This window comes from Serratia sp. CY33525 (genome assembly GCF_052169115.1).
Lineage (GTDB): Bacteria > Pseudomonadota > Gammaproteobacteria > Enterobacterales > Enterobacteriaceae > Serratia > Serratia sarumanii.
The window spans coordinates 250,864-273,224 of the sequence record NZ_JBJNLK010000003.1 but is presented as its reverse complement, the minus strand read 5'-3'; the positions used below and the strand labels follow the sequence as shown (position 1 = coordinate 273,224).

Here is a 22,361-nt window from a genome sequence, read left to right as displayed (position 1 = left end):
TTTCGTTATTATTGTGGCCCGAGGCTTAGACGCCCCATTTCGGGATCGGGTGGTCGCCCATGGAAATGCACACGTTCTTCATTTCGGCGAACACTTCGAAGCTGTATTCGCCGCCTTCGCGGCCGGTGCCGGAGGCTTTCACGCCGCCGAACGGTTGGCGCAGATCGCGTACGTTTTGGGTGTTGACGAAAACCATGCCCGCTTCGATGCCGCGGGCCAGGCGCAGAACCTTGCTCACATCCTGCGTCCAGATGTACGACGCCAGGCCGTATTCCACGTCGTTGGCCATACGCAGGCCGTCTTCTTCCGACTTGAACGGCAGCAGGCAGGCCACCGGCCCGAAGATCTCTTCCTGCGCCACGCGCATCCGGTTGTCGACATCCGCCAGCACCGTCGGGCGCAGGAAGTTGCCGTGGCTCAAACCGGCCGGTTTGTCCGGGCCGCCGGCCAACAGGGTCGCCCCTTCTTCCACCCCGAGGCGGATATAGCCGGAGACTTTTTCCCAGTGCTGCGGGCTGATCAGCGCCCCCACCTGAGTGTTGGGATCTTGCGGATCGCCCACGCGCAGACGGTTGGCGCGCTCGGCGAAGCGTTTGACGAATTCCGGGTAGATGCTCTCCTGAATGAAGATGCGCGAACCGGCGGTGCAGCGCTCGCCGTTGATCGAGAAGATGGTGAACAGCGCGGCGTCGAGCGCCCGCTCGATGTCGGCGTCTTCAAAGATCAGCACCGGCGACTTGCCGCCCAGTTCCATGGAGAATTTCTTCAGCCCGGCGCTTTCGATGATGCGGCGGCCGGTAGCGGTGCCGCCGGTGAAGGAGACCGCGCGCACGTCTTTATGGCGCACCAATGCGTCGCCGGCGGTGGCGCCGTAGCCCTGCACCACGTTCAGCACCCCGGCCGGAATGCCGGCCTCCAGCGCCAGCTCGCCCAGGCGATCGGCGGTCAGCGGCGACAGTTCGGACATCTTCAGCACCGCGGTGTTGCCCAGCGCCAGGCAAGGCGCGGTTTTCCAGGTAGCGGTCATGAACGGCACGTTCCACGGCGACACCAGCGCGCATACCCCCACCGGCTGCACCAGCGTGTAGTTGAGCATCTTGTCGTCCACCGGGTAGGTCTTGCCGTTCATCTGCTGGCACACCTCGGCGAAGAACTCGAAGTTGTGCGAGGCGCGCGGGATCAGCACGTTTTTGGTCTGGTGGATCGGCAGGCCGGTGTCGGCGGTTTCCAGTTCGGCGATCTGCGGCACGTTCTGGTCGATCAGCTCGCCCAGGCGGCGCATCAGGCGCGCGCGCTCTTTCATCGGCGTGTTGGCCCACTTGGGGAACGCCTCTTTCGCCGCCGTCACCGCCTGATCTATCTCCAGCTGGCCGCCGGAGGCCACTTCCGCCAGCACCTCGCCGTTCGCCGGGTTGGTGGTGGTGAAATACTCTTTGCTGGCGACGTTCTTGCCGTTGATCCAATGGTTGATGGTTTTCATCGCAGGCTCTCCTCGTAATCTTTTTCACTGATAATGTGGTTAACCAGACGGCCGATGCCCTCGATCTCCACCACCACTTCGTCACCCGGCTGCACGTCGGCCAGCCCTTTCGGCGTGCCGGTGGCGATCATGTCGCCCGGCTGCAGCGTCATGAATTCACTCAGGTAGGCGACCAGGAACGGAATGTCGAAAATCATGTCGGCGGTGCTGCCGCGCTGGCGCAGCTCGCCGTTGACGTAAGTGCTGAGCGCCAGCCGGTGCGGATCGGCGACGTCGTCGCGATCGACGATGTACGGCCCGATCGGCGTCAGGGTGTCGCGGCTCTTCACCCGCAGATTCGGCCGGTAGTAGTTTTCCAGGTAATCGCGGATGGCGTAGTCGTTGCACAGGGTGTAACCCGCCACGTACTCCATGACGTGCTCGCGGCTTACGTTGCGCGCGGTCTTGCCGATCACCGCCACCAGCTCGGCTTCGTAATGCATGTACTCCACGCCGGCCGGGCGCACCGACACCTGGCGGTGCCCGGTCAGGGTGTTCGGCGCCTTGAGGAACACCAGCGGTTCCTCCGGCGCCTTGAATTCCAGCTCGCTGGCGTGGTCGGCATAGTTCAGCCCGAGGGCGAACACCGTGCCCTGCGCCGGCGGCAGCCATTCCACTTCGCGCTCCTGCAGCACCTCGCCGTTCGGCAGCGTGACGCGCAGCTGGTCGTCCACCTGGACGTTGACGGCCTGGCCATGATGGCGAATACGGGCATGTTTCATGATGCGGCTCCTGCTTGGGTGACGCGGTTGGTCAGCGTGGGCAGGCCGGCGGCGCGCACCGTCACCTCATCCCCCGGTTTGATCTCCACCCGCTGGTGCGGGGTGCCGATCAGCACCGCATCGCCCGGCTGCAGGGTGATGAAATCGCTGATGGCGGCGATCAGCTCCGGCACCGAGCGCACCAGGTCGGCGGTGGACCAGCGATCCTGCTCCACGCCGTTGATCTCGGTGACGATCTCCAGCCGATCGGCAGCCTCCAGCTGGCCGATCTCCCCCAGCGGGCAGAACCCGTCGCGGCATTTGGCCTTGATCGCCGGGCGATAGAAGCTGCTTTCCGGCAGGCTGACGTCGTTGGCCAACGCGTAGCCGGCCAGATAACGGCTCACCTGCTCAACCGGCACCTTGCGCGCGGTATCGCCGATGATCACCGCCAGCGTGCCGCCGCTCTGCACGGTTTCACCGGCCGGAAACGGGATCGCCCCGCCGTTGGCGAGGTGGGTGTTGCGCGGTTTGATAAACCACACCGGGGTTTTGGGCGGGGTCTGATACGGTGGCTGGTGAAACGCCTGATCCCAGGCGTCCAGTTGGCTGCGGTGGTTCAGCGCAACGGAAAATACGGTGCCTTTCATGCGAACTCCTCCAATGGCAAAACATGACAACCGGCGTTCATTAATATATTAATGATTACTTTTATACGCTGTGCAGCTTTTACGCAACGCGCTTGGAGTGATTTGTGATCGTGATAACAAAATATTCACAAATAACGAACATTAGCGTGATTATTCAACGTATTAATCATTTTTCTCGCCATTTTTCGCTGCGGCACGCATTTTTGCTTTATCCCTACGGGTAACTTTGGCTACTATTAAGTTATTAACAAAATCGGGCTTTGCGGGGCGGGCGCCCCCATAACGAGCGCCGTAACAACGAACACCTTGATAGCTAAGGCCAAACTTATGCATGAATCGTTAACCATCGCCCTGCTGCAGGCGCGTGAAACCGCCATGGGGTTCTTCCGCCCGATCCTGAAAAGCCACAATTTGACCGAACAGCAGTGGCGCATCATCCGCGTGCTGGCCAACAACCGCTCGATCGAATTCCACGAGCTGGCGGCGGAAACCTGCATCCTGCGCCCCAGCCTGACCGGCATTCTGTCGCGCATGGAGCGTGACAAGCTGATCTTCCGCCTCAAGCCGGTCAACGATCAGCGCAAGCTGTACGTGTCGCTGACCCAGCAGGGCCAGGATCTGTATGAAGTGGCGCGCCACCAGGTGGAACAGGGCTACGCCGAGATTGAAGCCGCTTTCTCACGGCAGAAAATGGACCAGCTGATGACGCTGCTGGACGAGCTGATCACCCTGGGCGACAGCCTGCCCGCCAACGTCACCGCGCATCCCACTAAGAAGTGATTTAACCAACCGGAATTCTCAAATGAATTGGCGTTGCAGCAAACAACGCTGCAGCGTCAAGTAAGCAGAGAATTCGTTTCCGGCAACAGCGCGCCGCCGTCCACCACCAGCGTCTGGCCGGTGATGTAGGCCGCCGCCGGCGAGGCGAGAAACACCATCGCCGCGGCGATGTCTTCCGGTTCCCCCAGCCGCCCGAGCGGCACCGAGGCGGCGATCGCCTGATTCACCTGCGCGTCGCCCAGGTTGGCCATCGCCGGCGTGCGGATCATCCCCGGCTCCACGCCGTTGACGCGAATTTTCTCCGCCGCCAGCTCCAGCGCCGCCGCGCGAATAAACCCGTTCACCCCGGCCTTGGAGGCAGCGTAGTGCGCCAGCCCCGGGTAGGCCACCCGCGGGCCGGTCACCGACGAAGTCACCAGAAGGCAGCCGCCGCCCCGGCGGCGCATCCACGGCAGCGCCGCCTGCGCCAGAAAGAACGGCGCCATCAGATTGACGCTCAGCGTGCGTTGCAGCAGGGCCGCGTCGATAGCGGCGAACGGCGTCAGCGGAAAGTAAGCGGCGTTGTGGATCACCACGTCCAGCCGTTGATGCCGCTCGCCCACCATCGCCACCAGCTCGGCGATCTGCCCCGGTTCGGCCAGATCGCAGGCCAGCGCCTGCACGCTCAGCCCTTCGTCCCGCAGCGCCTGCGCCGCCGCCTGCGCCTGCGGCAGCTGCACGTCCGCGATCGTCACCTCGGCGCCCAGGCGGGCAAAGGCGCTGACGATCGCCAGCCCAATGCCCTGCGCGCCGCCGGTCACCAGCACCGCCTGCCCCGCGAAGGCGTCGGCCGCATAGGTTGCGCTCATCGCCCTATCCTCGCGGGTGGCGCGTGGTGTTCAGCACCTGCGCATGGGCACCGACCGCAAAGTTGCTCAGCGTGCTGAAATCGCTGCCCTGATAACCGAGGATCTTGCCGTCGGTGCGCATGCCCTGCAGATCGATCATCACCACGCCCAGCGTCGGGATGATCTTCTCGCGCCAGACGAACAGATAAAGCTGCTCTGCCACCTTCACGTAGTGGCAGCGATCGACGTCCGCCAGCCCTTTCTCCACCCCGTCCAGACACTGCCAGGCGTAGAAGTTGTCGTTCAGGTAGATGTGCTCGTACCGCTCGGTCGGGCTGTAGGTGTACATGTTGCGCATGCCGATCAACTCATCGGTAAAGCCCGGCGGCGCCACGTCGGCGTCATCCAGCGTGCCGAAGCGGAACTCGGCCTCGACCGCGGTCAGCGGCAGCCCCTGTTCCACCCGGCTGAAGGCATCGAGCCGCGCCTGCGCTTCGTCCGGCAGCTGACCATATACCGCGGTGAAGTTGCCCTGATTGCGGTCGCATACCAGCGTAATGCTGGCGTTGGCGCGGGCGGGATCGAGAAAATCGATGAACAGCACGCCGGGGCGAATGCTGGTGGCGCGATAGGCGACGCCGCGCCGTTCGCCCCACTCCAGCGTCTGCTCGTCGGTAAACCGGCAGCGCTGCGTCGCGCCGTCGCTAAAGCGCAGCGTCAGCGTGCTGCCCGCCAGCCCGTGCTGCCGTTCCAGCGTATTGCTGTGCGGCGCAAAGCCTTCCGCCAGCGCGCCAACCTGAATGAATACCGCTTCTGAACTCATGGAAATGCTCCTTACAGGGAAGTGAAAGCCAGGGTCGGCACGTCAACGATGGTGGAGCCGCCGTCGGCCACCAGCGCCGCGCCGGTAATGATTGAAGCTTCGCTGGAACACAGGAAACGGCAGACGCGGGCGATCTCCTCGGCGCTGGCCGGGCGGCGCAGCGGCACGTCGCGGCAGACCATCTGGTAAGCCTGCTCCAGCGAAATCTGATGGGCGTCCATCAGCAGTTGCATCTCTTCGTCCGCCATCGGCGTGGTCACCCAGCCGGGGCACACCGCGTTGGCGCGCACGCCCAGCGGGCCATAGTCGCGGGCGATGGAGCGCATCAGCCCGATCAGCGCGTGCTTGGCGGTGACGTAGCCGCAGACCTCCGGCCCGGCGGCCAGCGAGGCGATCGAGGCCACGAACAGCAGGTTGCCGCCGCTTTTAATCAGCTCCGGCAGGCAGGCGCGCGCGCTGGCGAAGGCGCTGTTGAGGTTGCTGTCCATCGCCCCTTGCCACTGCGCGTCGGTCATCTCGGTGATGCGCTTGAAGCCCATGCCGCCGGCGCTGCCGATCAGGCAGTCGATGCGCCCGGCTTCGCGCAGAATAGCCGGCAGCAGCGCATGGTTCCAGCTCTCGCCGCTGGCGGCATCGCCCACCAGCGCCTGCGCGCCGATCTCTTGCGCCAGCGCCGCCAGCGGTTCCGGGCGGCGGCCAATGATGAACACCCGATCGCCCTGCGCCGCCAGCAGACGGGCGCAGGCGGCGCCGACGCCGGTGCCGCCGCCGGTAATCACAACCACTCTATTCATGATTCAGCTTCTCCATCAGTTGGCCGATCATCAGCAGGCTGCTCAACAGCAGCCGCCGCTGTTCGGCATCCAGCCGCAGGTAGCGGCGGCCGGCCGGCAAACGGCTGACTACCTCCGACGCGGCAAAATGCTCAATCTCCACCTGCCAACGCCCGTCTTTCACCGTCAGCCGCACGCGGCGAAAATCCAGCTGCGCCAGCGTCTCGCCGATCTGCGGGTAGCGCTGCAGGCCGTCCAGCACCCGCTGCGCGGCCGCGTGGCGCTGGCGCAGCAGATAACGCACCCCGCGCCGCCGCAGCCAGCCGCCGGTCACCACGTCCAGCGTCAGCGGGGGCTGCGCTGCGCACGCGCCCTGCAACCGAAAGCGGTGGCTGACGATATGCGCCATAAACAGCCCCTGCACCTGTTCGCCGATCTCGATCTGCGGCCCCTGCGGCAGCGTCAGCCGCAGCAGGCCCGGCGCCAGGCGTTCGCACGCGTAGGGCTCCAGGTTGCGCGCCAGACGATCCAGCGCGGCGCCCGGCCGATAGCCCGACGGCGCTCGCCGCCAGGCACGATTAAATGAGGGAAGTAAGCCGATCAAACTGCGCCTCCTCGTTTTCACCTTTGGCGAACGCGTTCTCCAGCACCTGCTCGACCGGCACCGGCTTGAACGGATTCACTTTCTGCACGCACAGCGTCCAGAACAGCGCATAGGCGGCGGTCAGGCCGATCATCCAGCCGAAGGGAATGTAGATGTCGCTCGGGTTCATTCCCGGCGGCGTGATGTAAACGATGGCCAACACGATGCCGACGCTGGAAACGATCTGCGGCAGCGGGAACCACGGCGATTTATAGGCGCGCGGCAGATCGGGGCGGCGTACGCGCAGGATCACCACCGAGCAGGTCACCAGCAGGTAGGCCACGCCCCAGGCGCACACCGCCGCCAGCACCAGCGGAATGATCCTGTCGAGGTTGCCCTGAATGGCGAAAGCGTGTACGCAGGGGATCAACACCGCCACCAGAATGCCGACCACCGGCGTCTTAAAACGCGGGTGCAGATAGGCGAATATGCGCGGCAGCGCGCCGTCCAGCGCCATGCCGTACAGAATGCGCGGCACCGCCGCCATCAGCGTGTTGATGGTCGCCGCGCCCGCCAACAGCAGGCCGACGCCGAGCCAGTATTTGCCGAACTGGCCCATTACCTGGCCGGCGAACGCCGGGATGGCCATCGGCGTTTCCAGCAGGCGCGCGCCGCTGGCGGCGTCGATCACCACGTTTTCCACCTGGTGGCTGAGCGCCGCGCCATACAGCGCCATGCACACCGCCACGCCGCACAGCCCCAGCGCCATCGCGCGCGGGATCACCCGATCGCAGCGTTTGATCTCCGGCGCCATCGGCGTCACCAGCTCACAGCCGACGAACATGAACATCGCCATGCCGATCAGGCTGAACACCGCGAAGGGATCGTTCAGGTTCAGCGTGCTGCCGAACCAGCCCTCGAGCGGCACCGCATGCGGCGACAGCAGCCCGACGATGCCGAAAATCACCAGCGTGCTCCACATGGCGAAGGTCAGCACGATCTCCGCCTTGCCGAAGGCCTCGATGCCGAACGCGTTGAGCAGGCCGAACACGATGACCAGCCCGACGCCGACCATCCAGGAGGCGTTGTGGCTTTCCATCAGGGTGTTGAGGTGCTCGAAGTTCACCAGCGCCATGATGCCGGAGAGAATGGTCTCGGCGGTGCCGGCGAAGATGTGCACGATCAGGTAGGCCGACAGCGCGCCGGTGATGGCGAAAAAGCGCCCCATGCCGCAGGAGATGTAGTCGTAAACCGAACCGGAGGTCGGCAGCAGCGCCGCCGCTTCGGAGAAGGTGGTGAGCTGCGCCTGCATCATGATGAAGGCGATCAGCATCGCCAGCGCGAAGGTGTCGCCGCCGATGCCGAAGCCGCTGGTGACCGTCAGGATCACCGGGCTGGCCATGATCACCCCGACCGAACTGGCCAGGGTGGTGGGAAAGCCGACCTTGCCTCGAGCCAGGTGGGCGTGCAACCGCGACGACAGGTTCATGGTTATTTCCTCTTATAGTTTTGGCCTGATGCATGCAGGTGCTTGCAGGTTTTTCACCGCCAGCGGCGGTCATCTCACTATAGAGAGGAAAGGAAAATGCTGACTATCGTCCTTAAGGACGAGACGGTTTCAACCTGCGGCCGTGCTCACGGCGGCGCGCCACTGCATCGCCCCCTGCGGGCTGCGCGGGTAGGCGCGCAGCGGCGCCAGCAGCGCGGAAAAGAAGGCGTAATAGCCGGCGCACAGCCGGTTGTAACGATCTTCACTCACATGCGCCGGGCAGCCGCCCTGGCAGACGCTTTTCACGCTGCAGCGTTGGCACTCGCGGCGCAGGCTCTTGTTTTTACCGAACGGCATCTCCGCCGCCCTTGCCGCCAAGGTGGCGAGCGGCGTGTGGCGATCGGCATGGCCGAGCAGGTGCTGCGCGTTGATCAGATGATCGCAGGCGTAAAGCCGCCCGTCCGGCTCCATCACCAGATTGCCGCCGCAGCGTTCGGCGTGTACGCAGCTGGGGCTGATGTGAGTGAAATACTGCGCGTAGACCTGTTCGATGTTCATCACAAACACCTGGCCGACGTGCCCGCGGCTGCGCCAGCGGCGGTATACCGCCAGCATGAAGCGCCCCCAGTTGGCGGCGCTCAGCCCATAGCCGGCGGTGGGCGCATCCCCTTCCAGCATCAGCGGCTGGAACTGCAGATAGCGCGCCCCGATCGCCACCGCATGATCGTAGATCGCCTCGGCGCGATCCGCGACGCCGTCGTGCACCACCATCAGCAGGTTGAAGTCGATCTGATAGCGCTGCAACAGCTTAATGCCGCGCAGCGCGGCGTCATAGCTGGCGCCGCCGCGCTTGTCCGGCCGGTGGGCGTCCTGCACCTCGCGATCGCCGTCCAGGCTGACGCCGAGGATAAAGTGATGCTGCCGGAACAGCCGGCACCAGGCGTCGTTCAGCAGGGTACCGTTGGTCTGCAGGCTGTTGCTGATCCGCACGCCCGGCGGCGCGTAGCGGCGTTGCAACGCCAGCGCCCGCTTGTAAAAACCGATCCCCGCCAGCAGCGGCTCACCGCCCTGCCAGACGAAGTTGATCTCGCGGCTGTAACGCGGCTGGGCGGCGATGTAGCCGCGGATAAATTCCGCCAGCAGGTCGTCGTCCATCTTGCGCGTCCGCTCCTGCTGGCGCTGCGGATAGTAGCAGTAGCGGCAGCCCAGGTTGCAGCCGGCGCCGATCGGCTTCACCAACAGATGAAAAGGCGCCGCCGCGCGCGGTTCGCTCTCTACCGGGATCTGCTGCGCGCGCAGCTGGGCCAGGTTCATGGCGCCGCCTGCGGCAACGGTTTGTGGGTCAGCGGATCCAGGCCGATGTAGTCGCCGGTGCTGGCGTCAACGCCGAGGTAGTCGATCGCTGCGCCTTTGGCTTCAATGACCATGCCCTGCTGCGCAAAGCGGCGATACGCCTCGCTCAGCCGTTTGACTCTCTCCGGGTTGGCGGCGGCCAGATCGCGCGTTTCCAGCGGATCGTCATGCAGGTTGAACAGCCCCCACGGCGCCATCTGCGCCGTCGGCCCGGCCTTCACCAACCGCCGCAGCTTCCAGACGCCGTCCACATAGGCGGCCTGGTTATGCAGCTCCACGCCGTAGGTCGCGCGCGGCACGCGGTCAGCCTCGCCGCTGAAATAGCGTTTGAAGCTGACGCCGACCATCGGCAGCGTCGGTTTGGCCTTCAGCGGTTTGTTGGCGTCGATGCCGGCATAGTCATACAGCGTCGGGGCGATGTCATACACCGCCATCGGCGTGCGGTCGATGCCGCCGCGCCCCTTCAGCCGCGGCGCGGAGATGATGAAATCGGTATTGATGCCGCCCTGCGCGCTGGTGGTTTTGTGGTAATTGGCGTACGGCGCGTTGCTGACGTTGGCCCAGTGCGGCCCGTAGGAGATGAACGAGCCCTTGCGGCCGAGGTTGGCGTAGCTGTTGTCGAACTGCCGCCAATACTCCGGCTTCGAGCCGTAGTAAAAGCCGCTGGCGGGGTTGGCGCCGTTGTCGGTGGCGAACACGATCACCGTATTTTGGTCGCGGCCGGTCTGCTTCAGGGTGTTCAGCACCGCGCCGACCTGATCGTCCATGTAAGCGATCATCGCCGCGTACACCTGCATGGTCTTGGCTTCATATTTTTGCTGCTCGGGCGTCAGCGCGTTCCAGGCCTTATCCAGCGCCAGCGTCGGCATCGGCGTACGCTCGGAAATCAGCCCCAGCGCTTTCAGGCGCTGAATGCGCTGCTGATAGGCCTGCTGGTAACCGGCGTCGTATTTGCCGTCGAATTTGGCGATCCAGTCATCCGGCGCCTGCAATGGATCATGCGGCGCGGTGAACGCCAGATAGGCGAAGACGGGCTTATTCTGCGGCGTATCGCGGATCCACTGTTCCAGCTGATCGGCATAGGCCTTGCTGGAGTAGAAATCTTTGGGCAACGACACGCGTTTGCCGTTCAGGGTGTAGAAGGTGTGGAACGCCTCCACGGTGCCCAGCGGTTTCGCATCGTCGAAATGGCTGGTGCCGCCGCCCATAAAGGCGAAGGCGCGCTCGAAGCCGCGATCGGTCGGTTTGGCGTCGTCGACATAGCCCAGATGCCATTTGCCCGCCATCATGGTGGCGTAACCCGCGTCGCGAAAACGCTCCGGCAGCGTGGTCACGCGGTCGGTCAGGCGCATTTCATAGCCCGGCTGCGCGGCGGTGCTCTCATACCACCACATGCCGCCCATGCCGGCCTGCTGATTGGTGTTGCCGGTCATCAGCATCGACCGTGCCGGCGCCGACATCGGCGAGGTGTAGTACTGGCTCATGCGCACGCCCCGTTCGGCCAACGCCTGCAGGTTGGGCGTCGGTATCTCACCGCCGAACGGGCTGATGTCGGAGTAGCCCATGTCGTCTACCAGAATGATCAGCACATTGGGGCGATCGGCGTCCGCCCCCTGCGCCAGGCCCGATAAGGCGCCGCTCAACGCCACCGCCAACGTTTTTTTCTGCATCGTTCGTTCCCCGTATGGTCATGCGGACTGAACAACCCGACGCCTCAGCCCGAGAAAGGTCATCATTTTTTCGTCTTATACGTTTGGCGCCGCCTGGCGCTATCTTCAATTCGCAGTGTAGGAAGCGGCGGAAAAGCCTGGCTATCGTTCTTAAGAACGAGGGACGACGGCGACGGCATCGGCTGTAGCACGCGCAGGGCGGCGAGGGCTTCGTCCGGGCAAACATTGAAAAGCGCTGTAAATTCAGCGGGAAAAGCGGTGAATTATTTCATTAACCTATTAATGAAAATCGCGATAAATCCGAACCGAAAAGCCCTGATTAACGCAGTGTCATCTTGTTATTTATGTGTTTTATTGCAATCGGCCTCACGTTGTTAATATGTTTTTATTGTGTTGCCAAATTGCTACAACTATGCTTGTATCGTTCATATATTGACCGCCAACCTTCTCCAGATTGAACGATAAAGGGAGGAACACGAATCATGCACAGCACAGCATCCGATGCCTTTATCAACAGTTGTTTGGCGACCATTACGCACCTGATCCCGGTGTCCGCCGGGGTGTTTTATCTGGTCGATCGCGACCTGCGGCCGGATCACTACATCCTGTATGGCATGCCCGATAAAACGCATCAGCAGTATCTGAACCACTTCCAACAGATAGACCCGCTGCAGCCGGCCAATTTCCATCGCCAGGACATCACCATGGTCGGCATGAGCCCGGCGGCGATCGCCGGCAACCGCCGCTATTACCACGACTTTATGCTGCCGAACGACATGCGCGACATGACGGAGATCTTCATCCGCCAGCGTAAGCGCATCGTCGCCGGGGTATCGCTGATCCGCGATACGCCGTTTACCGAAGTGGAGCGCGGCCGCCTGCGCGCGGTGCTGCCGCTGATCGAGCTGGCGACGCGCGATCTGCTGCCCGACGGCGAGGCGCAGATGCTGACCGCCAAAGAGCAAGAGATCGTCAACCTGGTGCGCGAAGGTGCCAGCAATAAGCGCATCGCCCTGAAGCTGGGTATTTCGCTGTCCACGGTGAAAACCCATATGCGCAATATTTTCGCCAAAACCGACGTGGTGAACCGCACCGAACTGGTCGCCGGCGGCTTTCTCGCCCACGGTTAACGCCCGATAACGGCCGCCGCTGCCGACGGCCGGAAAATAACGCCAAAACGTATTCGCCATTTATGGCGCGGCCTCCCCCTGCCCGCAATCGGGCCGGGCGGGATATTTCATCGTCACTCAACACTTGGGGAAAAGGTTTATGTCCAGTGATTCGGTTTCCGCGACCGCCGTCGGCGCGGCGCTCCCCTGCCCGCCGCGGCTGCTGACCGCCATTATCGTCTTCGCCGCCATCGCACCGGGCATTCTGATGACCGCCCCCGCCGTGGCCGCCCAGCTCGCCGCGCAGTGGCAGCTCGGCCCGGCGCAGATCGGCCACCTGTTCTCCACCGAACTCGGCGCCATGAGCCTGGCCACGCTGCCGGCGTGGTGGTGGATCGGGCGCATCAACTGGCGGCGGGTCGCTACGCTGTCGGCGCTGGTGTTTATCGCCGGCAACCTGGCTTCGGCGCTGGCGCAGGATTTTACCCTGCTGCTGCCGCTGCGCTTTATCGCCTCGCTGGCGGGCGGCACCCTGATGATCCTGTGCATCACCTGCGCCGCCGGCACCGCCAATCCCAGCCGGGTCTATGCCTTCTGGGTGCTCGGCCAGCTGGTGCTGGGCGCGGTCGGGCTGCTGGTGCTGCCGCCGCTGTTCGCGCACTTCGGCCTGATGGCGGTCTACCTGATTCTGGCGGCCATCATGCTGTGCTGCCTGCCGCTCATCCCGGCGTTCCCCAACGGTTTCACCGCTGCCCGCGCCGCCCGCAGCGGCCCCGCCGCCTCGCTGGCGCGCAAGCTGTGCGCCGTGCTGGCGGTGCTGACCTTTTACATCAGCCTGAGCGCGGTCTGGACCTTTATCGGCGGCATCGCCGCCGGCGCCGGGCTGTCGCCGGCCCACAGCGGCCAGGTGCTGGCCGTCGCCACCTTGCTCGGCATCGTCGGCGCGGGGGCCGCGGCGCTGATCGGCGCGCGCTTCGGCAGTGGACGCCCGATCGTGCTGGGGTACGCCCTGCTGCTGGCCAGCGTGGCGCTGCTGACGAGCCAGCCCCTGCTGCTGCGCTTCGCCCTGGCGGCCCTGCTGTTTAAATTCACCTGGACCTTCGTGCTGCCGTTCATTCTAGCGCGCGTCGCCGGGTTGGATAACGACGGCAAGCTGATGAACGGCATCAACCTGGTGATCGGCGGCGGCATGGCCATCGGCCCGACGCTGGCCGGCTCTCTGATCGAATCTTCCGGCGGTTTCAACGCCTTGCTGTTCGGCGCGCTGGGCTGCGCGCTGCTGTCGCTGCTGTTGATTTCGCTGGCTTCACCGCGCGCACCGCGCCGTATAACAGGAGGAGAAAGGTGAAAAGAACAACCGGTTTCTTGTTTGATGAACGCTGTTTCTGGCACAGCACCGGCCTGCACGCCACCACCCTGCCGGTCGGCGGCTGGGTACAACCGCCCTCGGGCGCCGGCCACGCCGAGTCGCCGGAAACCAAACGGCGCATGAAGAACCTGATGGACGTGTCCGGCCTGTCGCGCCAGCTCACCCTGCTGAGCGCCGAACCGGCGACGGAAGAAGACCTGCTGCGCATTCACCCCGCCCACTACCTGCAGCGTTTCAAACAGGTGAGCGACAGCGGCGGCGGCCTGCTGGGAGAGGAAGCACCGCTGGGGCCGGGCAGCTATGAGATCGCCAAACTCTCCGCCGGGCTGGCCTGCGCGGCGGTGGAGGCGGTGCTGCAGGGCGAGCTGGATAATGCCTATGCGCTATCGCGCCCGCCGGGCCACCACTGCCTGCCGGATCAATCGATGGGTTTCTGCTTCCTGGCCAATATTCCGATCGCCATCGAGCGCGCCAAGGCCCGCTACGGCCTCGGCAAGGTGGCGGTACTCGACTGGGACGTGCACCACGGCAACGGCACCCAGCACATCTATTGGCAGCGCGGCGACGTGCTGACGCTGTCGCTGCATCAGGACGGCTGCTTCCCGGCGGGCTATTCCGGCGAACGGGATCGCGGCGAAGGCGCCGGGACGGGCTGCAACGTTAACGTGCCGATGCTGGCCGGCGCCGGCGACGACGGCTACCTGCACGCCATGCGGCGCATCATCATCCCGGCACTGGAAAAATTCGAGCCGGAGCTGATCATCGTCGCCTGCGGTTACGACGCCAACGCCCTCGATCCGCTGGCGCGCATGCAGCTGCACAGCGACAGCTTCCGCGCCATGACCGCGCTGGTGCAGGACGCCGCCGACCGGCTGTGCGGCGGTAAACTGGTGATGGTGCACGAAGGCGGCTACGCCGAATCCTACGTGCCGTTCTGCGGGCTGGCGGTAATGGAACAGCTGAGCGGCGTGCGCACTGAAGTGCAGGATCCGCTGCTGGCGTTCATCCAGCAACAACAGCCGCGTGACGCCTTCAACCGCTTCCAGCGCGAAGCGCTCGACGAACTGGCGCGCCAGTTCGGCCTGTAATCCCCTCTCTGCGGGCGCCGCACCCGGCGCCCCTGACAACTTCGTCGCCAGCCGCTACGCTGAAGGGCAACCCTACCACCATGAGAACAATAAGATGCCCGAACAAACCGTCAGCTTTATCAAAGGCCGTCACGGCGACATCGCCGTGCATGATTGGGGAAATGACCAGCCGCGCTATCTGGCGCTGCTGGTGCACGGCTACGGCGAGCATCTCGGCCGTTACCAATACGTGGCGCGCACGCTACAGGCGCAGGGCGCGCGGGTGTTTGGCCCCGACCATCTCGGCCACGGCCTGTCGCAGGGCGAACGCGTGCTGATCGAGGATTATGACGCCGTGGTCGACGACGTGCAGCGCGTGGTCAGCCATTTCCGGCAGCAATACCCCACCTTGCCGCTGGTGGTGATCGGCCACTCGATGGGCGGTATGATCGCTACCCGCTACGTGCAGCGCTATGGCGAGGAGGTGCGCGCGCTGGTGCTGTCCGGCCCGCTGCTTGGCGACAGAACGGCGATCTCCGATCTGGCCGAACTGCCGACGATCCCCGACGCGCCGCTGGATACCGCTACCCTGGCGCGCGATCCGGCGGTTGGCGCGGCGTATCAGGAAGATCCGCTGGTGTGGCACGGGCCGTTCAAGCGCCCCACCCTGCGCGCCATGCAGCGGATCCTCGCCGCCATCAACGCCGGGCCGGGCTTCGGCGCGCTGCCCACGCTGTGGATCCACGGCGACGACGATCGGCTGGTGCTGATGAGCGAAACGCAAACCGCGCTCGATCGTCTGCAGGGCGACAATTTCGAACGGATGATCAATGCGGGTGGGCGGCACGAGAGCTTTAACGAAACCAATAAGGATCAGATCCTCAAGCGGGTGACCGATTTTATTGCGCGGGCGCTGGGCTAAGGCGTTCCCCCTCAGCATGCTGAGGGGGCATAAAAGCGTCATCCCTCGACGATGGCGAGGTAGTGTTTGACGAAGCGGTCCGAGGTGATGTCCCAGCGCACCGGGGTGCCCTTCTCGACGAACCAGGAGTCGCCGGCCTGATACTGCACCGATTCGCCGGTGCGTTCGTTGGTCAGGGTCGCGCTGCCTTCCCACACCGTGGCGTGCTCGGCGAACGGGTACTCCATCACGAAGCTGCCGCGGGTGCAGCTGAACACGCCGCAGTTCAGGTTGTCGGTCGGTTCGCCGAAGATGCTGGCCACGCCGACGTTTGGCGTGCCGGCGATCACCGTGGCGCCCAGGTTGCTGACGCTGCCGATCTCCAGCAGTTCCGGCAGCGGTTGTTTAAGCAGTAACGGTTTCATGTCATTCTCCTCTGAGGGTTAACGGCGGCCTTTCCAGTAGCCGGATGTCTGGTGCCAAACCTTACCGGCGGTGGTCATCACCCGCCGCAGCTTGTCCTTGCCGAAGATGTTGACGTGCGGGATCGAGCTCATCAGATCGTAGCGATCGGATCCTTCGCTCATGCCTTCCGCCAGCACCTTGCACACGATGTGGCTCGGCGTCACGCCGAAGCCGGAGTAGCCCTGCACGTAAAACACGTTGTCGCGATCCGGCAGCGTGCCGATCTGCGGGAACAGGTTGGCGCTGCAGCACAGCGGGCCGCCCCAGGCCAGATCGATCTTCACGTCTTTCAGGTACGGGAACACTTTCAGCATCAGGTTGCGGTTCCAGGCCTTGAGATCCGACGGGAAGTATTCGATCAGGCGGGTGGCGCTGCCGAACAGCAGCCGGTTTTCGTTGGTCACCCGGTAATAGTCGATCACCGGGCGGATGTCGCTGTAGGCACCGCGGATCGGGCTGATCTGGCGGATCAGATCGTCAGACAGCGGCTCGGTGGCCAGCTGGAAGGCGTAGGTATTGATGGTCTTGCGATAAATCTGCGGCTCCATGCCGTTGAGGAAGCCGTTGCAGGCCCACAGCATCTTGTTGGCGCGCACCGAGCCCATAGCGGTGCGCACCGTGATGCGCGGGCCATACTCCACGTTGAGCACGCTGCTGTTCTCGAAGATTTTCACCCCATAGCCGCTCAGCGCCTTGGCCTCGCCCAGCAGCAGGTTGAGCGAATGCACGTGGCCGCCGCCCATGTGTTTCAGCGCGCAGGTGTAGGCATCGGAGCCCACCACCTGCTTCACCTCCGCCCCGGTATAGAGCTCAATTTCCTCCTGCGGCGCTACCGCCCTGAACTCCTTCAGCCAGCCGCGCAGGGTCTTCTCCTGGCGCGCGTTGCTGCCGAGGTAGCCGTAGCCGAAGCAGAAGTCGGCGTCGATGTCATATTTCTTGATGCGCTCGCGGATGATGCCGGCGCCGAGGTTGCTGATTTTGAAGATGGTTTCCAGCCCGGCCGGGCCAACGTGGCGCTTGATCTTCTCCAGATCGTGGCCGATGCCGGCCATCACCTGGCCGCCGTTGCGCCCGGTGCCGCCGTAACCCAGATAGCGGCCTTCGAGAATGGCGATGTTGGTGATGCCCTTCTCCGCCAGCTCCAGCGCAGTGTTGATGCCGGAGAAGCCGCCGCCGATGATCACCACGTCGACGTCCAGATCCTCTTCCAGCGTCGGGAAGCGCAGATCGTATTTTTTGGTCGCCGCGTAGTAGGTTAAGGACTCGATTTCGTTGTTCACTGCCGCACTCCCGATTGCCTATGCCATGACATCGGATTATCGGGAGGCGGCAGCCGTGCCGCTATGTCCCCTTAGGGACATTCGTCCCCCTTCATCTTTCAAACTACAGCGTTGTTGGCTGCTGACGTTCACCCCAGTCACTTACCTAAGTAAGCTCCTGGGGACGCTCGTCCTGGCCGCCTAGCTGTAGCTTGAAAGCTATAGGGGATAGATCGATACATTCACGCGCTGCGGCGCTGCGGGGCGGTCAGCAGCAGGCTGAACAGTTCGGCCTGCGAGCCGATGTTCAGCTTGCCGTAGATGTTCTTGCGGTGATTTTTTACCGTGCCGAGGCTGATGAACAGCCGGTCGGCAATCTGCTGCGAACCGCAGCCGGCGAGGATCAGATCGACAATCTCGCGCTCGCGCGGCGTCAGCAGATAGCGCGCCTGCGCGCCATCGTCGTTCCCCGTGGCGGCCTCGGCCGGCGCCGCCACCACTTCGCCGTGCAGCCGCGCCACGCTTTTCACCAGCGTCAGCGCGCTGCGCAGATCCGCCCGCTGCGGGTAGCGCACCGCCACCGTGCGGCGCGCCGAGCCGAAGAACACCCCCAGCCCGCGCTCCGGCGTCAGCTGCAGCAGCACGCCGGCCTCGTCGTGCCAGCCGGTCTTGCGATAAAAATTACGGTAATAGTCGCTGTGATAAAACCCGCAGGGCGCCAGCTGGCGCAGCGTGAGCACCTCGCCTGCGCCGCCGTCGTTCAGCGCGCGGTAAAACGGATCCTGCAGATAGGCGCCCTGTTGGTAGAGCTGGTTGACCGCATCGCTGTTTTCCCGCTCGGTTTTGATCAGGCAGCGCGGCGGCCGGCCGCGTTCGAAGGCATAGACAATGGCGTTGTCGAAGGCGAAAAACCCTTCCAGCCAGTTCAACAGGCTGGGATAAAAGCGCGGGCTGGCCACCGCATCGATCACCGCAGACAAGCGTTCAACCTGAATATCCATACCCGCCTCGCCATTATTAATACATTAACAATCTACCGATTTCGGATGGGTTTGGCCGCATGACGGCCGGTACTGTTAAAAAAAGCATCAGGCGCGCCGAAATGCAAGAACGCGATCGTTTACATGTTAAACAACTCACAAGTTGCCGCAGCGGGGAAAGCGGTGGCCGCTCTGCGCCCGCTGGCTTATGCTGTGGCATAGCGCCCTGCAACGCCGTCAAGGAGACCTCATGTCCGTCAGCCACATCATCGCCAACCGCCAGACCTGGTTCGGCCACGGCAGCATCCGGCAACTGCCGCCGCTGCTGCTTGCCGATCCGCAGCCAACGCTGCTGTTCAGCTGCCGATCTTTTCTCAACGGCCCGGTGTACGCCGGCCTGCGCGAATCGCTGGCGCCACTGTTCATCGGCACCGAGATCGTCAGCCACGAGGCGTCACCGCAGGAAATTGACGCCTGGGTGGCGCGCTGGCGCGGCCAGGCGCGGCGCGTGGTGGCCATCGGCGGCGGCAGCGTGCTGGACGCCGCCAAGGCGTTCTCCGCGCTGGTGGAGCATCCGCTGCCAACGCTGCGCTATATGGAAAAGGTGGGCGACAGCAAAATCAGCGGCGCCACCCTGCCGCTGATCGCCATTCCCACCACCGCCGGCACCGGCAGCGAGGTGACGCAGAACGCGGTGATCACCGACACCCAGGTCAGCAAAGTGAAGGCCTCGCTGCGCCACAATAACTTCGTGCCGCACACCGCCATTCTCGATCCGCAGCTCTTGGCGGGCGCGCCGGACAAGGTGCTGGCCTACTGCGCCATCGACGCCTTCACCCACCTGTTCGAGGCCTATCTGTCGAAAACCGCCGGCGCCATGACGCGCGACATGTCGCTGAGCGGCATCCGCCACTTCCTCGCCGCCTGGCCGGCGCTCAACCGCAGCGACGCGGCGCGCGAAGCGATTATGCAAGCTTCGTACCTTGGGGGGCTGACGCTGAGCGCCGCCGGGCTGGGGGTGATCCACGGCATCGCCGGCGAGATTGGCGCGCTGCGCGACTACCACCACGGCCAGGTCTGCGGCCGTCTGCTGCTGCCGTTCCTCGCCCTGTTGGAAAGCAGCGAACAGCCGCAGCAACGCGCGCTGATGGCCGAGCTGGCCGCGCGCCTGTATCCGCACTGGCAGGGCAGCCCGGAGAGCTACCTGACCGATTTCATCACCCGCCACGCCATCGCGCCGTTCTGGCTGGACGATTTGCCGATTTCCGGCCAGGAACTGGCGGTGGCGCTGGACAAATCCAACAGCAAGAATTCCTGGATCGACTATGCGCCGGCGCAGCGGCAACGGATGATCGAAGAGGCGTTTCGCGTCGAATGATTATTTCTACCCTAAATAGTTGGAGCGGCATCCCGGCGGCAAGAGGCGGCTCGCCAGAGCTTACTCAAGTCAGTGACTGGCGTACGCACTCGCAGCCAACACAGATGCAGTTTCAAGTATGACGGGTATAATCAGATCAACGCACTAGCAGGAGTAAGGAAATGGGCATCATCGGCTGGATCTTCGCCGGCATCGCGGTCGGCATCCTGGTCGGCGCGCTGATCAAAATCTTCGGCAAGAAGAAAGAGCAGTAAGCGTCACGCTGTTCCGTGGGCCGCCAGCAGGCACTCATGGAACAGCTTCACCACCCGCTGCGGCACCGGCGAGCGGCGCAGCACGCTGGAGTATTCGCAGTGATAGCGGAACAGCGCCGGTTTGATCGCCCGCATCATATTCTGCGCCACGAAAAACGCCGCGTAGTGATCCGGCAAAAAGCCGACGTATTTGCCGGAGAGGATCAGCGTGGCGATCGACTCCTGCGCGAACCCCGTCGCCTTGCGATGCAAATGTTGCTGCAGGCTCAGTTCCATATTCGGCGAATGGTAGCCTAATCCAGCGAAGGCATAATTGTGCAGCAGATCCCAATTTAATGTTTCATGAGGGGCGGAAAATAATTCATGCTGCGCGCCGCAATATAAGAACATCCTCTCACTGAATAACGAATGATAAGATAAACTTTCCGCGCTGCGGTGCATGGGAATAACGCCAACCTGAAATTGCCCGTCAATTACGCCGCGTTCAATGGTATTAATCGGCTCCACGTACATTTGCAAAGAAACCTCCGGCGCACGCTCGCTGAATAACGCGATGGCCCGGCCGATCTGCGCCTGCGGATTGCTGACCGTATGGTCGAATATCGCCACGTGCAGCTGCCCGCCCAGGCGCTGGTGTACCTCGTCCACCCCGCGCCGGAACGCCTCGGTGGCCGCCAGCAGGTTGACCGTTTCCTGGTAGATCAACAGCCCCTCGTCGGTGACCGCAAAGCCCTCGCGCCCGCGCTGACACAGCGTCAGACCCAGCCGCTGTTCCAGATCCTTGATGTGCTTGCTGATGGTCGACAGGCTGATGTTCAGCTCCAGTTCGGCGGCGCTCATGCCGCCGCAGTCGACCACGGCCTTGAATACCCGCAGCAAACGCAGATCCATATCCGACAATTGCCCTAACAGCGCGCGCTTTTTTACTTGCATAAAACCTTAAGTAAGTTTCGACATATGATTATTCACAGTAGAGAACAAGCGGTACATAGTCAATTTCGCACAACAATTCGTTAACAACTCGGTTTATTTCATTAATCGCTCTTATTTTCCTGTTCGGAGGAAAACATGGCCGCTGAAAATCACCCGCTAAATAGTCTCGATGCCGAAGGGTTAGAGGCCCATTGGATGCCTTTTACCGGCAACCGTAATTTTAAAGCGCAGCCGCGCATCATTACTCAGGCCGCGGGGGCGTATTACACCAGCCATGACGGCAGAAAGATTTTCGACGGCCTGTCCGGATTATGGTGCTGCGGATTGGGGCACGGCCGGCAGGAAATCACCGATGCCGCCCAGCGCCAGCTGGCGACGCTGGATTACTCGCCGGCGTTTCAGTTCGGCCACCCGCTGTCGTTCGAACTGGCCAACAAGATCAAGGCACTGACGCCGGCAGGGCTGGATTACGTGTTCTTCACCGGCTCCGGCTCGGAAGCGGCGGACACCTCGCTGAAAATGGCGCGCGCGTACTGGCGCGCCAAAGGCCAGGCGGGCAAAACCTGCTTTATCGGCCGGGAAAAGGGCTATCACGGCGTTAACTTCGGCGGCATCTCGGTCGGCGGCATCGCCGGCAACCGCAAAACGTTCGGCGCCGGCGCCGAGGCGGACCACCTGCCGCATACCCTGCTGGCCAGCAACGCCTTTTCGCGCGGCATGCCGCAACAGGGGGCGGAGCTGGCGGAAGAGCTCAACCGCATCATCGCGCTGCGCGACGCCTCAACGATCGCCGCGGTGATCGTCGAACCCTTCTCCGGCTCCGCCGGGGTGATCGTGCCGCCGGTCGGCTACCTGCAGCGCCTGCGCGAAATCTGTACCCAGCATGACATCCTGCTGATCTTCGACGAAGTGATCACCGCCTTCGGCCGCTGCGGCGCGATGACCGGCGCCGAGGCGTTCGGCGTCACGCCGGACATCATGAACATCGCCAAACAGGTGACCAACGGCGCGCAACCGATGGGCGCAGTGGTGGTGCGGCCGGAGATTTACCACACCTTCATGAACGGCGGCGAGCCGGACTACCAGCTCGAATTCCCGCACGGCTACACCTACTCCGCCCACCCGGTCAGCTGCGCGGTCGCGCTGGCGACGCTGGACATCCTGCAGCGCGAACAGATGGTGGAGCGCGTACAAGCGCTGGCGCCCTATTTCGAGCGCGCGGTACACAGCCTGCAGGGAGCCAAACACGTCGCCGACATTCGCAACATCGGCCTGGCGGCCGGCATTACGCTGGCAGCGCGGCCGGGCGAACCGGCGCGGCGCCCCTTCGAGGCGGCGATGCGCTGCTGGGAAAGCGGATTTTACGTGCGCTACGGCGGCGACACCCTGCAGCTGGCGCCGCCGTTCATCAGCAGCGAAGCGCAGATCGATGCGCTGATTAACGCCGTCGGCGACGCCCTCAACGCCACCGAATAAGG

At 63.6% G+C, this 22,361-nt stretch carries 21 protein-coding genes; 7 read left to right on the top strand and 14 right to left on the bottom strand.

Features of this window, described 5'->3' with window-relative positions; translation table 11 throughout:
- Nucleotides 1-25 precede the first annotated feature (25 nt).
- Genes hpaE through ACJ8IM_RS09995 form a run of 3 tightly spaced genes read right to left on the bottom strand, consistent with a single transcriptional unit; the run spans nt 26 to nt 2,870 of the window.
- Nucleotides 26-1,480 carry a 5-carboxymethyl-2-hydroxymuconate semialdehyde dehydrogenase gene (gene hpaE, locus ACJ8IM_RS10005; RefSeq protein WP_033652852.1) on the bottom strand — a complete coding sequence of 485 codons (1,455 nt, stop codon included), beginning with the start codon at nt 1,478-1,480 and terminating at the stop codon, nt 26-28.
- Complete coding sequence (locus ACJ8IM_RS10000; protein ID WP_033652851.1) at nt 1,477-2,241, bottom strand: fumarylacetoacetate hydrolase family protein; 765 nt, start codon at nt 2,239-2,241, stop codon at nt 1,477-1,479. The genes hpaE and ACJ8IM_RS10000 overlap by 4 nt, the downstream gene beginning before the upstream one ends.
- Nucleotides 2,238-2,870 (bottom strand): fumarylacetoacetate hydrolase family protein, encoded by a 633-nt coding sequence (locus ACJ8IM_RS09995; RefSeq protein ID WP_033636979.1) that lies wholly within the window; start codon nt 2,868-2,870, stop codon nt 2,238-2,240. The genes ACJ8IM_RS10000 and ACJ8IM_RS09995 overlap by 4 nt, the downstream gene beginning before the upstream one ends.
- A gap of 327 nt (nt 2,871-3,197) precedes the next feature.
- On the opposite strand from ACJ8IM_RS09995, the gene hpaR reads away from it, so the two are divergent.
- Nucleotides 3,198-3,650, top strand: a complete 453-nt coding sequence (hpaR, locus tag ACJ8IM_RS09990) for a homoprotocatechuate degradation operon regulator HpaR (protein ID WP_033652850.1) — start codon at nt 3,198-3,200, stop codon at nt 3,648-3,650.
- Between the two features lie 56 nt (nt 3,651-3,706).
- Here the strand turns inward: hpaR and ACJ8IM_RS09985 are convergent, their stop codons facing one another.
- The 7 genes from ACJ8IM_RS09985 to ACJ8IM_RS09955 form a co-directional block, all read right to left on the bottom strand.
- A complete protein-coding gene (locus ACJ8IM_RS09985) occupies nt 3,707-4,498 on the bottom strand; it encodes an SDR family oxidoreductase (protein WP_033648531.1) in 792 nt (263 codons plus the stop codon).
- A 4-nt stretch (nt 4,499-4,502) separates the two neighbouring features.
- Nucleotides 4,503-5,300, bottom strand: coding sequence for a molybdenum cofactor biosynthesis F family protein (locus ACJ8IM_RS09980; protein WP_033648533.1), 798 nt, complete (start codon nt 5,298-5,300; stop codon nt 4,503-4,505).
- An 11-nt stretch (nt 5,301-5,311) separates the two neighbouring features.
- Entirely contained in the window at nt 5,312-6,094 is a 783-nt protein-coding gene (locus tag ACJ8IM_RS09975) for an SDR family NAD(P)-dependent oxidoreductase (RefSeq protein ID WP_033648535.1), read from the bottom strand.
- Nucleotides 6,087-6,677, bottom strand: coding sequence for a DUF3156 family protein (locus ACJ8IM_RS09970; protein WP_033652849.1), 591 nt, complete (start codon nt 6,675-6,677; stop codon nt 6,087-6,089). The genes ACJ8IM_RS09975 and ACJ8IM_RS09970 overlap by 8 nt, the downstream gene beginning before the upstream one ends.
- Complete coding sequence (locus ACJ8IM_RS09965) at nt 6,652-8,145, bottom strand: APC family permease (protein WP_033652848.1); 1,494 nt, start codon at nt 8,143-8,145, stop codon at nt 6,652-6,654. The genes ACJ8IM_RS09970 and ACJ8IM_RS09965 overlap by 26 nt, the downstream gene beginning before the upstream one ends.
- A 129-nt stretch (nt 8,146-8,274) precedes the next feature.
- A complete protein-coding gene (locus ACJ8IM_RS09960; protein ID WP_101455735.1) occupies nt 8,275-9,459 on the bottom strand; it encodes an anaerobic sulfatase maturase in 1,185 nt (394 codons plus the stop codon).
- On the bottom strand, nt 9,456-11,168 hold the full coding sequence (locus tag ACJ8IM_RS09955; protein WP_033652846.1) for an arylsulfatase: 1,713 nt from the start codon (nt 11,166-11,168) through the stop codon (nt 9,456-9,458). Before ACJ8IM_RS09955 ends, ACJ8IM_RS09960 begins: the two co-directional genes overlap by 4 nt.
- Before the next feature lie 482 nt (nt 11,169-11,650).
- Between ACJ8IM_RS09955 and ACJ8IM_RS09950 the strand changes: the two genes are divergently transcribed.
- From ACJ8IM_RS09950 to ACJ8IM_RS09935, 4 genes are all read left to right on the top strand, one after another.
- The gene (locus tag ACJ8IM_RS09950; protein ID WP_033636963.1) at nt 11,651-12,298 is read left to right on the top strand and encodes a helix-turn-helix transcriptional regulator; all 648 of its coding nucleotides are present in this window, start codon (nt 11,651-11,653) and stop codon (nt 12,296-12,298) included.
- Between the two features lie 139 nt (nt 12,299-12,437).
- A complete protein-coding gene (locus ACJ8IM_RS09945) occupies nt 12,438-13,625 on the top strand; it encodes an MFS transporter (RefSeq protein WP_033652845.1) in 1,188 nt (395 codons plus the stop codon).
- Complete coding sequence (locus ACJ8IM_RS09940) at nt 13,622-14,734, top strand: class II histone deacetylase (RefSeq protein WP_033652844.1); 1,113 nt, start codon at nt 13,622-13,624, stop codon at nt 14,732-14,734. The genes ACJ8IM_RS09945 and ACJ8IM_RS09940 overlap by 4 nt, the downstream gene beginning before the upstream one ends.
- Before the next feature lie 94 nt (nt 14,735-14,828).
- The gene (locus ACJ8IM_RS09935) at nt 14,829-15,635 is read left to right on the top strand and encodes an alpha/beta hydrolase (RefSeq protein ID WP_033652843.1); all 807 of its coding nucleotides are present in this window, start codon (nt 14,829-14,831) and stop codon (nt 15,633-15,635) included.
- A gap of 38 nt (nt 15,636-15,673) precedes the next feature.
- Here the strand turns inward: ACJ8IM_RS09935 and ACJ8IM_RS09930 are convergent, their stop codons facing one another.
- From ACJ8IM_RS09930 to ACJ8IM_RS09920, 3 genes are all read right to left on the bottom strand, one after another.
- Entirely contained in the window at nt 15,674-16,039 is a 366-nt protein-coding gene (locus ACJ8IM_RS09930) for a cupin domain-containing protein (RefSeq protein ID WP_015376517.1), read from the bottom strand.
- Between the two features lie 18 nt (nt 16,040-16,057).
- The gene (locus tag ACJ8IM_RS09925; RefSeq protein WP_043148190.1) at nt 16,058-17,359 is read right to left on the bottom strand and encodes an NAD(P)/FAD-dependent oxidoreductase; all 1,302 of its coding nucleotides are present in this window, start codon (nt 17,357-17,359) and stop codon (nt 16,058-16,060) included.
- A 221-nt stretch (nt 17,360-17,580) separates the two neighbouring features.
- Nucleotides 17,581-18,339, bottom strand: coding sequence for a helix-turn-helix transcriptional regulator (locus ACJ8IM_RS09920; RefSeq protein ID WP_033652842.1), 759 nt, complete (start codon nt 18,337-18,339; stop codon nt 17,581-17,583).
- A gap of 229 nt (nt 18,340-18,568) precedes the next feature.
- Here ACJ8IM_RS09920 and ACJ8IM_RS09915 point away from each other — a divergent pair, with 229 nt between their 5' ends.
- Nucleotides 18,569-19,696 carry an iron-containing alcohol dehydrogenase gene (locus tag ACJ8IM_RS09915; RefSeq protein WP_033652841.1) on the top strand — a complete coding sequence of 376 codons (1,128 nt, stop codon included), beginning with the start codon at nt 18,569-18,571 and terminating at the stop codon, nt 19,694-19,696.
- A gap of 257 nt (nt 19,697-19,953) precedes the next feature.
- Here the strand turns inward: ACJ8IM_RS09915 and ACJ8IM_RS09910 are convergent, their stop codons facing one another.
- Nucleotides 19,954-20,883, bottom strand: coding sequence for a LysR family transcriptional regulator (locus tag ACJ8IM_RS09910; RefSeq protein ID WP_033652840.1), 930 nt, complete (start codon nt 20,881-20,883; stop codon nt 19,954-19,956).
- A 135-nt stretch (nt 20,884-21,018) separates the two neighbouring features.
- On the opposite strand from ACJ8IM_RS09910, the gene ACJ8IM_RS09905 reads away from it, so the two are divergent.
- Nucleotides 21,019-22,359 carry an aspartate aminotransferase family protein gene (locus tag ACJ8IM_RS09905; protein ID WP_033652839.1) on the top strand — a complete coding sequence of 447 codons (1,341 nt, stop codon included), beginning with the start codon at nt 21,019-21,021 and terminating at the stop codon, nt 22,357-22,359.
- Nucleotides 22,360-22,361: the final 2 nt, after the last annotated feature.

Excerpts from the sequence above, each read along its gene's own strand:
- hpaE (WP_033652852.1), bottom strand. The coding sequence starts at position 1,480 with ATGAAAACCATCAACCATTGGATCAACGGCAAGAACGTCGCCAGCAAA.
- ACJ8IM_RS10000 (WP_033652851.1), bottom strand. The coding sequence starts at position 2,241 with ATGAAACATGCCCGTATTCGCCATCATGGCCAGGCCGTCAACGTCCAG.
- ACJ8IM_RS09995 (WP_033636979.1), bottom strand. The coding sequence starts at position 2,870 with ATGAAAGGCACCGTATTTTCCGTTGCGCTGAACCACCGCAGCCAACTG.
- hpaR (WP_033652850.1), top strand. The coding sequence starts at position 3,198 with ATGCATGAATCGTTAACCATCGCCCTGCTGCAGGCGCGTGAAACCGCC.
- ACJ8IM_RS09985 (WP_033648531.1), bottom strand. The coding sequence starts at position 4,498 with ATGAGCGCAACCTATGCGGCCGACGCCTTCGCGGGGCAGGCGGTGCTG.
- ACJ8IM_RS09980 (WP_033648533.1), bottom strand. The coding sequence starts at position 5,300 with ATGAGTTCAGAAGCGGTATTCATTCAGGTTGGCGCGCTGGCGGAAGGC.
- ACJ8IM_RS09975 (WP_033648535.1), bottom strand. The coding sequence starts at position 6,094 with ATGAATAGAGTGGTTGTGATTACCGGCGGCGGCACCGGCGTCGGCGCC.
- ACJ8IM_RS09965 (WP_033652848.1), bottom strand. The coding sequence starts at position 8,145 with ATGAACCTGTCGTCGCGGTTGCACGCCCACCTGGCTCGAGGCAAGGTC.
- ACJ8IM_RS09960 (WP_101455735.1), bottom strand. The coding sequence starts at position 9,459 with ATGAACCTGGCCCAGCTGCGCGCGCAGCAGATCCCGGTAGAGAGCGAA.
- ACJ8IM_RS09955 (WP_033652846.1), bottom strand. The coding sequence starts at position 11,168 with ATGCAGAAAAAAACGTTGGCGGTGGCGTTGAGCGGCGCCTTATCGGGC.
- ACJ8IM_RS09950 (WP_033636963.1), top strand. The coding sequence starts at position 11,651 with ATGCACAGCACAGCATCCGATGCCTTTATCAACAGTTGTTTGGCGACC.
- ACJ8IM_RS09945 (WP_033652845.1), top strand. The coding sequence starts at position 12,438 with ATGTCCAGTGATTCGGTTTCCGCGACCGCCGTCGGCGCGGCGCTCCCC.
- ACJ8IM_RS09935 (WP_033652843.1), top strand. The coding sequence starts at position 14,829 with ATGCCCGAACAAACCGTCAGCTTTATCAAAGGCCGTCACGGCGACATC.
- ACJ8IM_RS09930 (WP_015376517.1), bottom strand. The coding sequence starts at position 16,039 with ATGAAACCGTTACTGCTTAAACAACCGCTGCCGGAACTGCTGGAGATC.
- ACJ8IM_RS09920 (WP_033652842.1), bottom strand. The coding sequence starts at position 18,339 with ATGGATATTCAGGTTGAACGCTTGTCTGCGGTGATCGATGCGGTGGCC.
- ACJ8IM_RS09915 (WP_033652841.1), top strand. The coding sequence starts at position 18,569 with ATGTCCGTCAGCCACATCATCGCCAACCGCCAGACCTGGTTCGGCCAC.
- ACJ8IM_RS09910 (WP_033652840.1), bottom strand. The coding sequence starts at position 20,883 with ATGCAAGTAAAAAAGCGCGCGCTGTTAGGGCAATTGTCGGATATGGAT.
- ACJ8IM_RS09905 (WP_033652839.1), top strand. The coding sequence starts at position 21,019 with ATGGCCGCTGAAAATCACCCGCTAAATAGTCTCGATGCCGAAGGGTTA.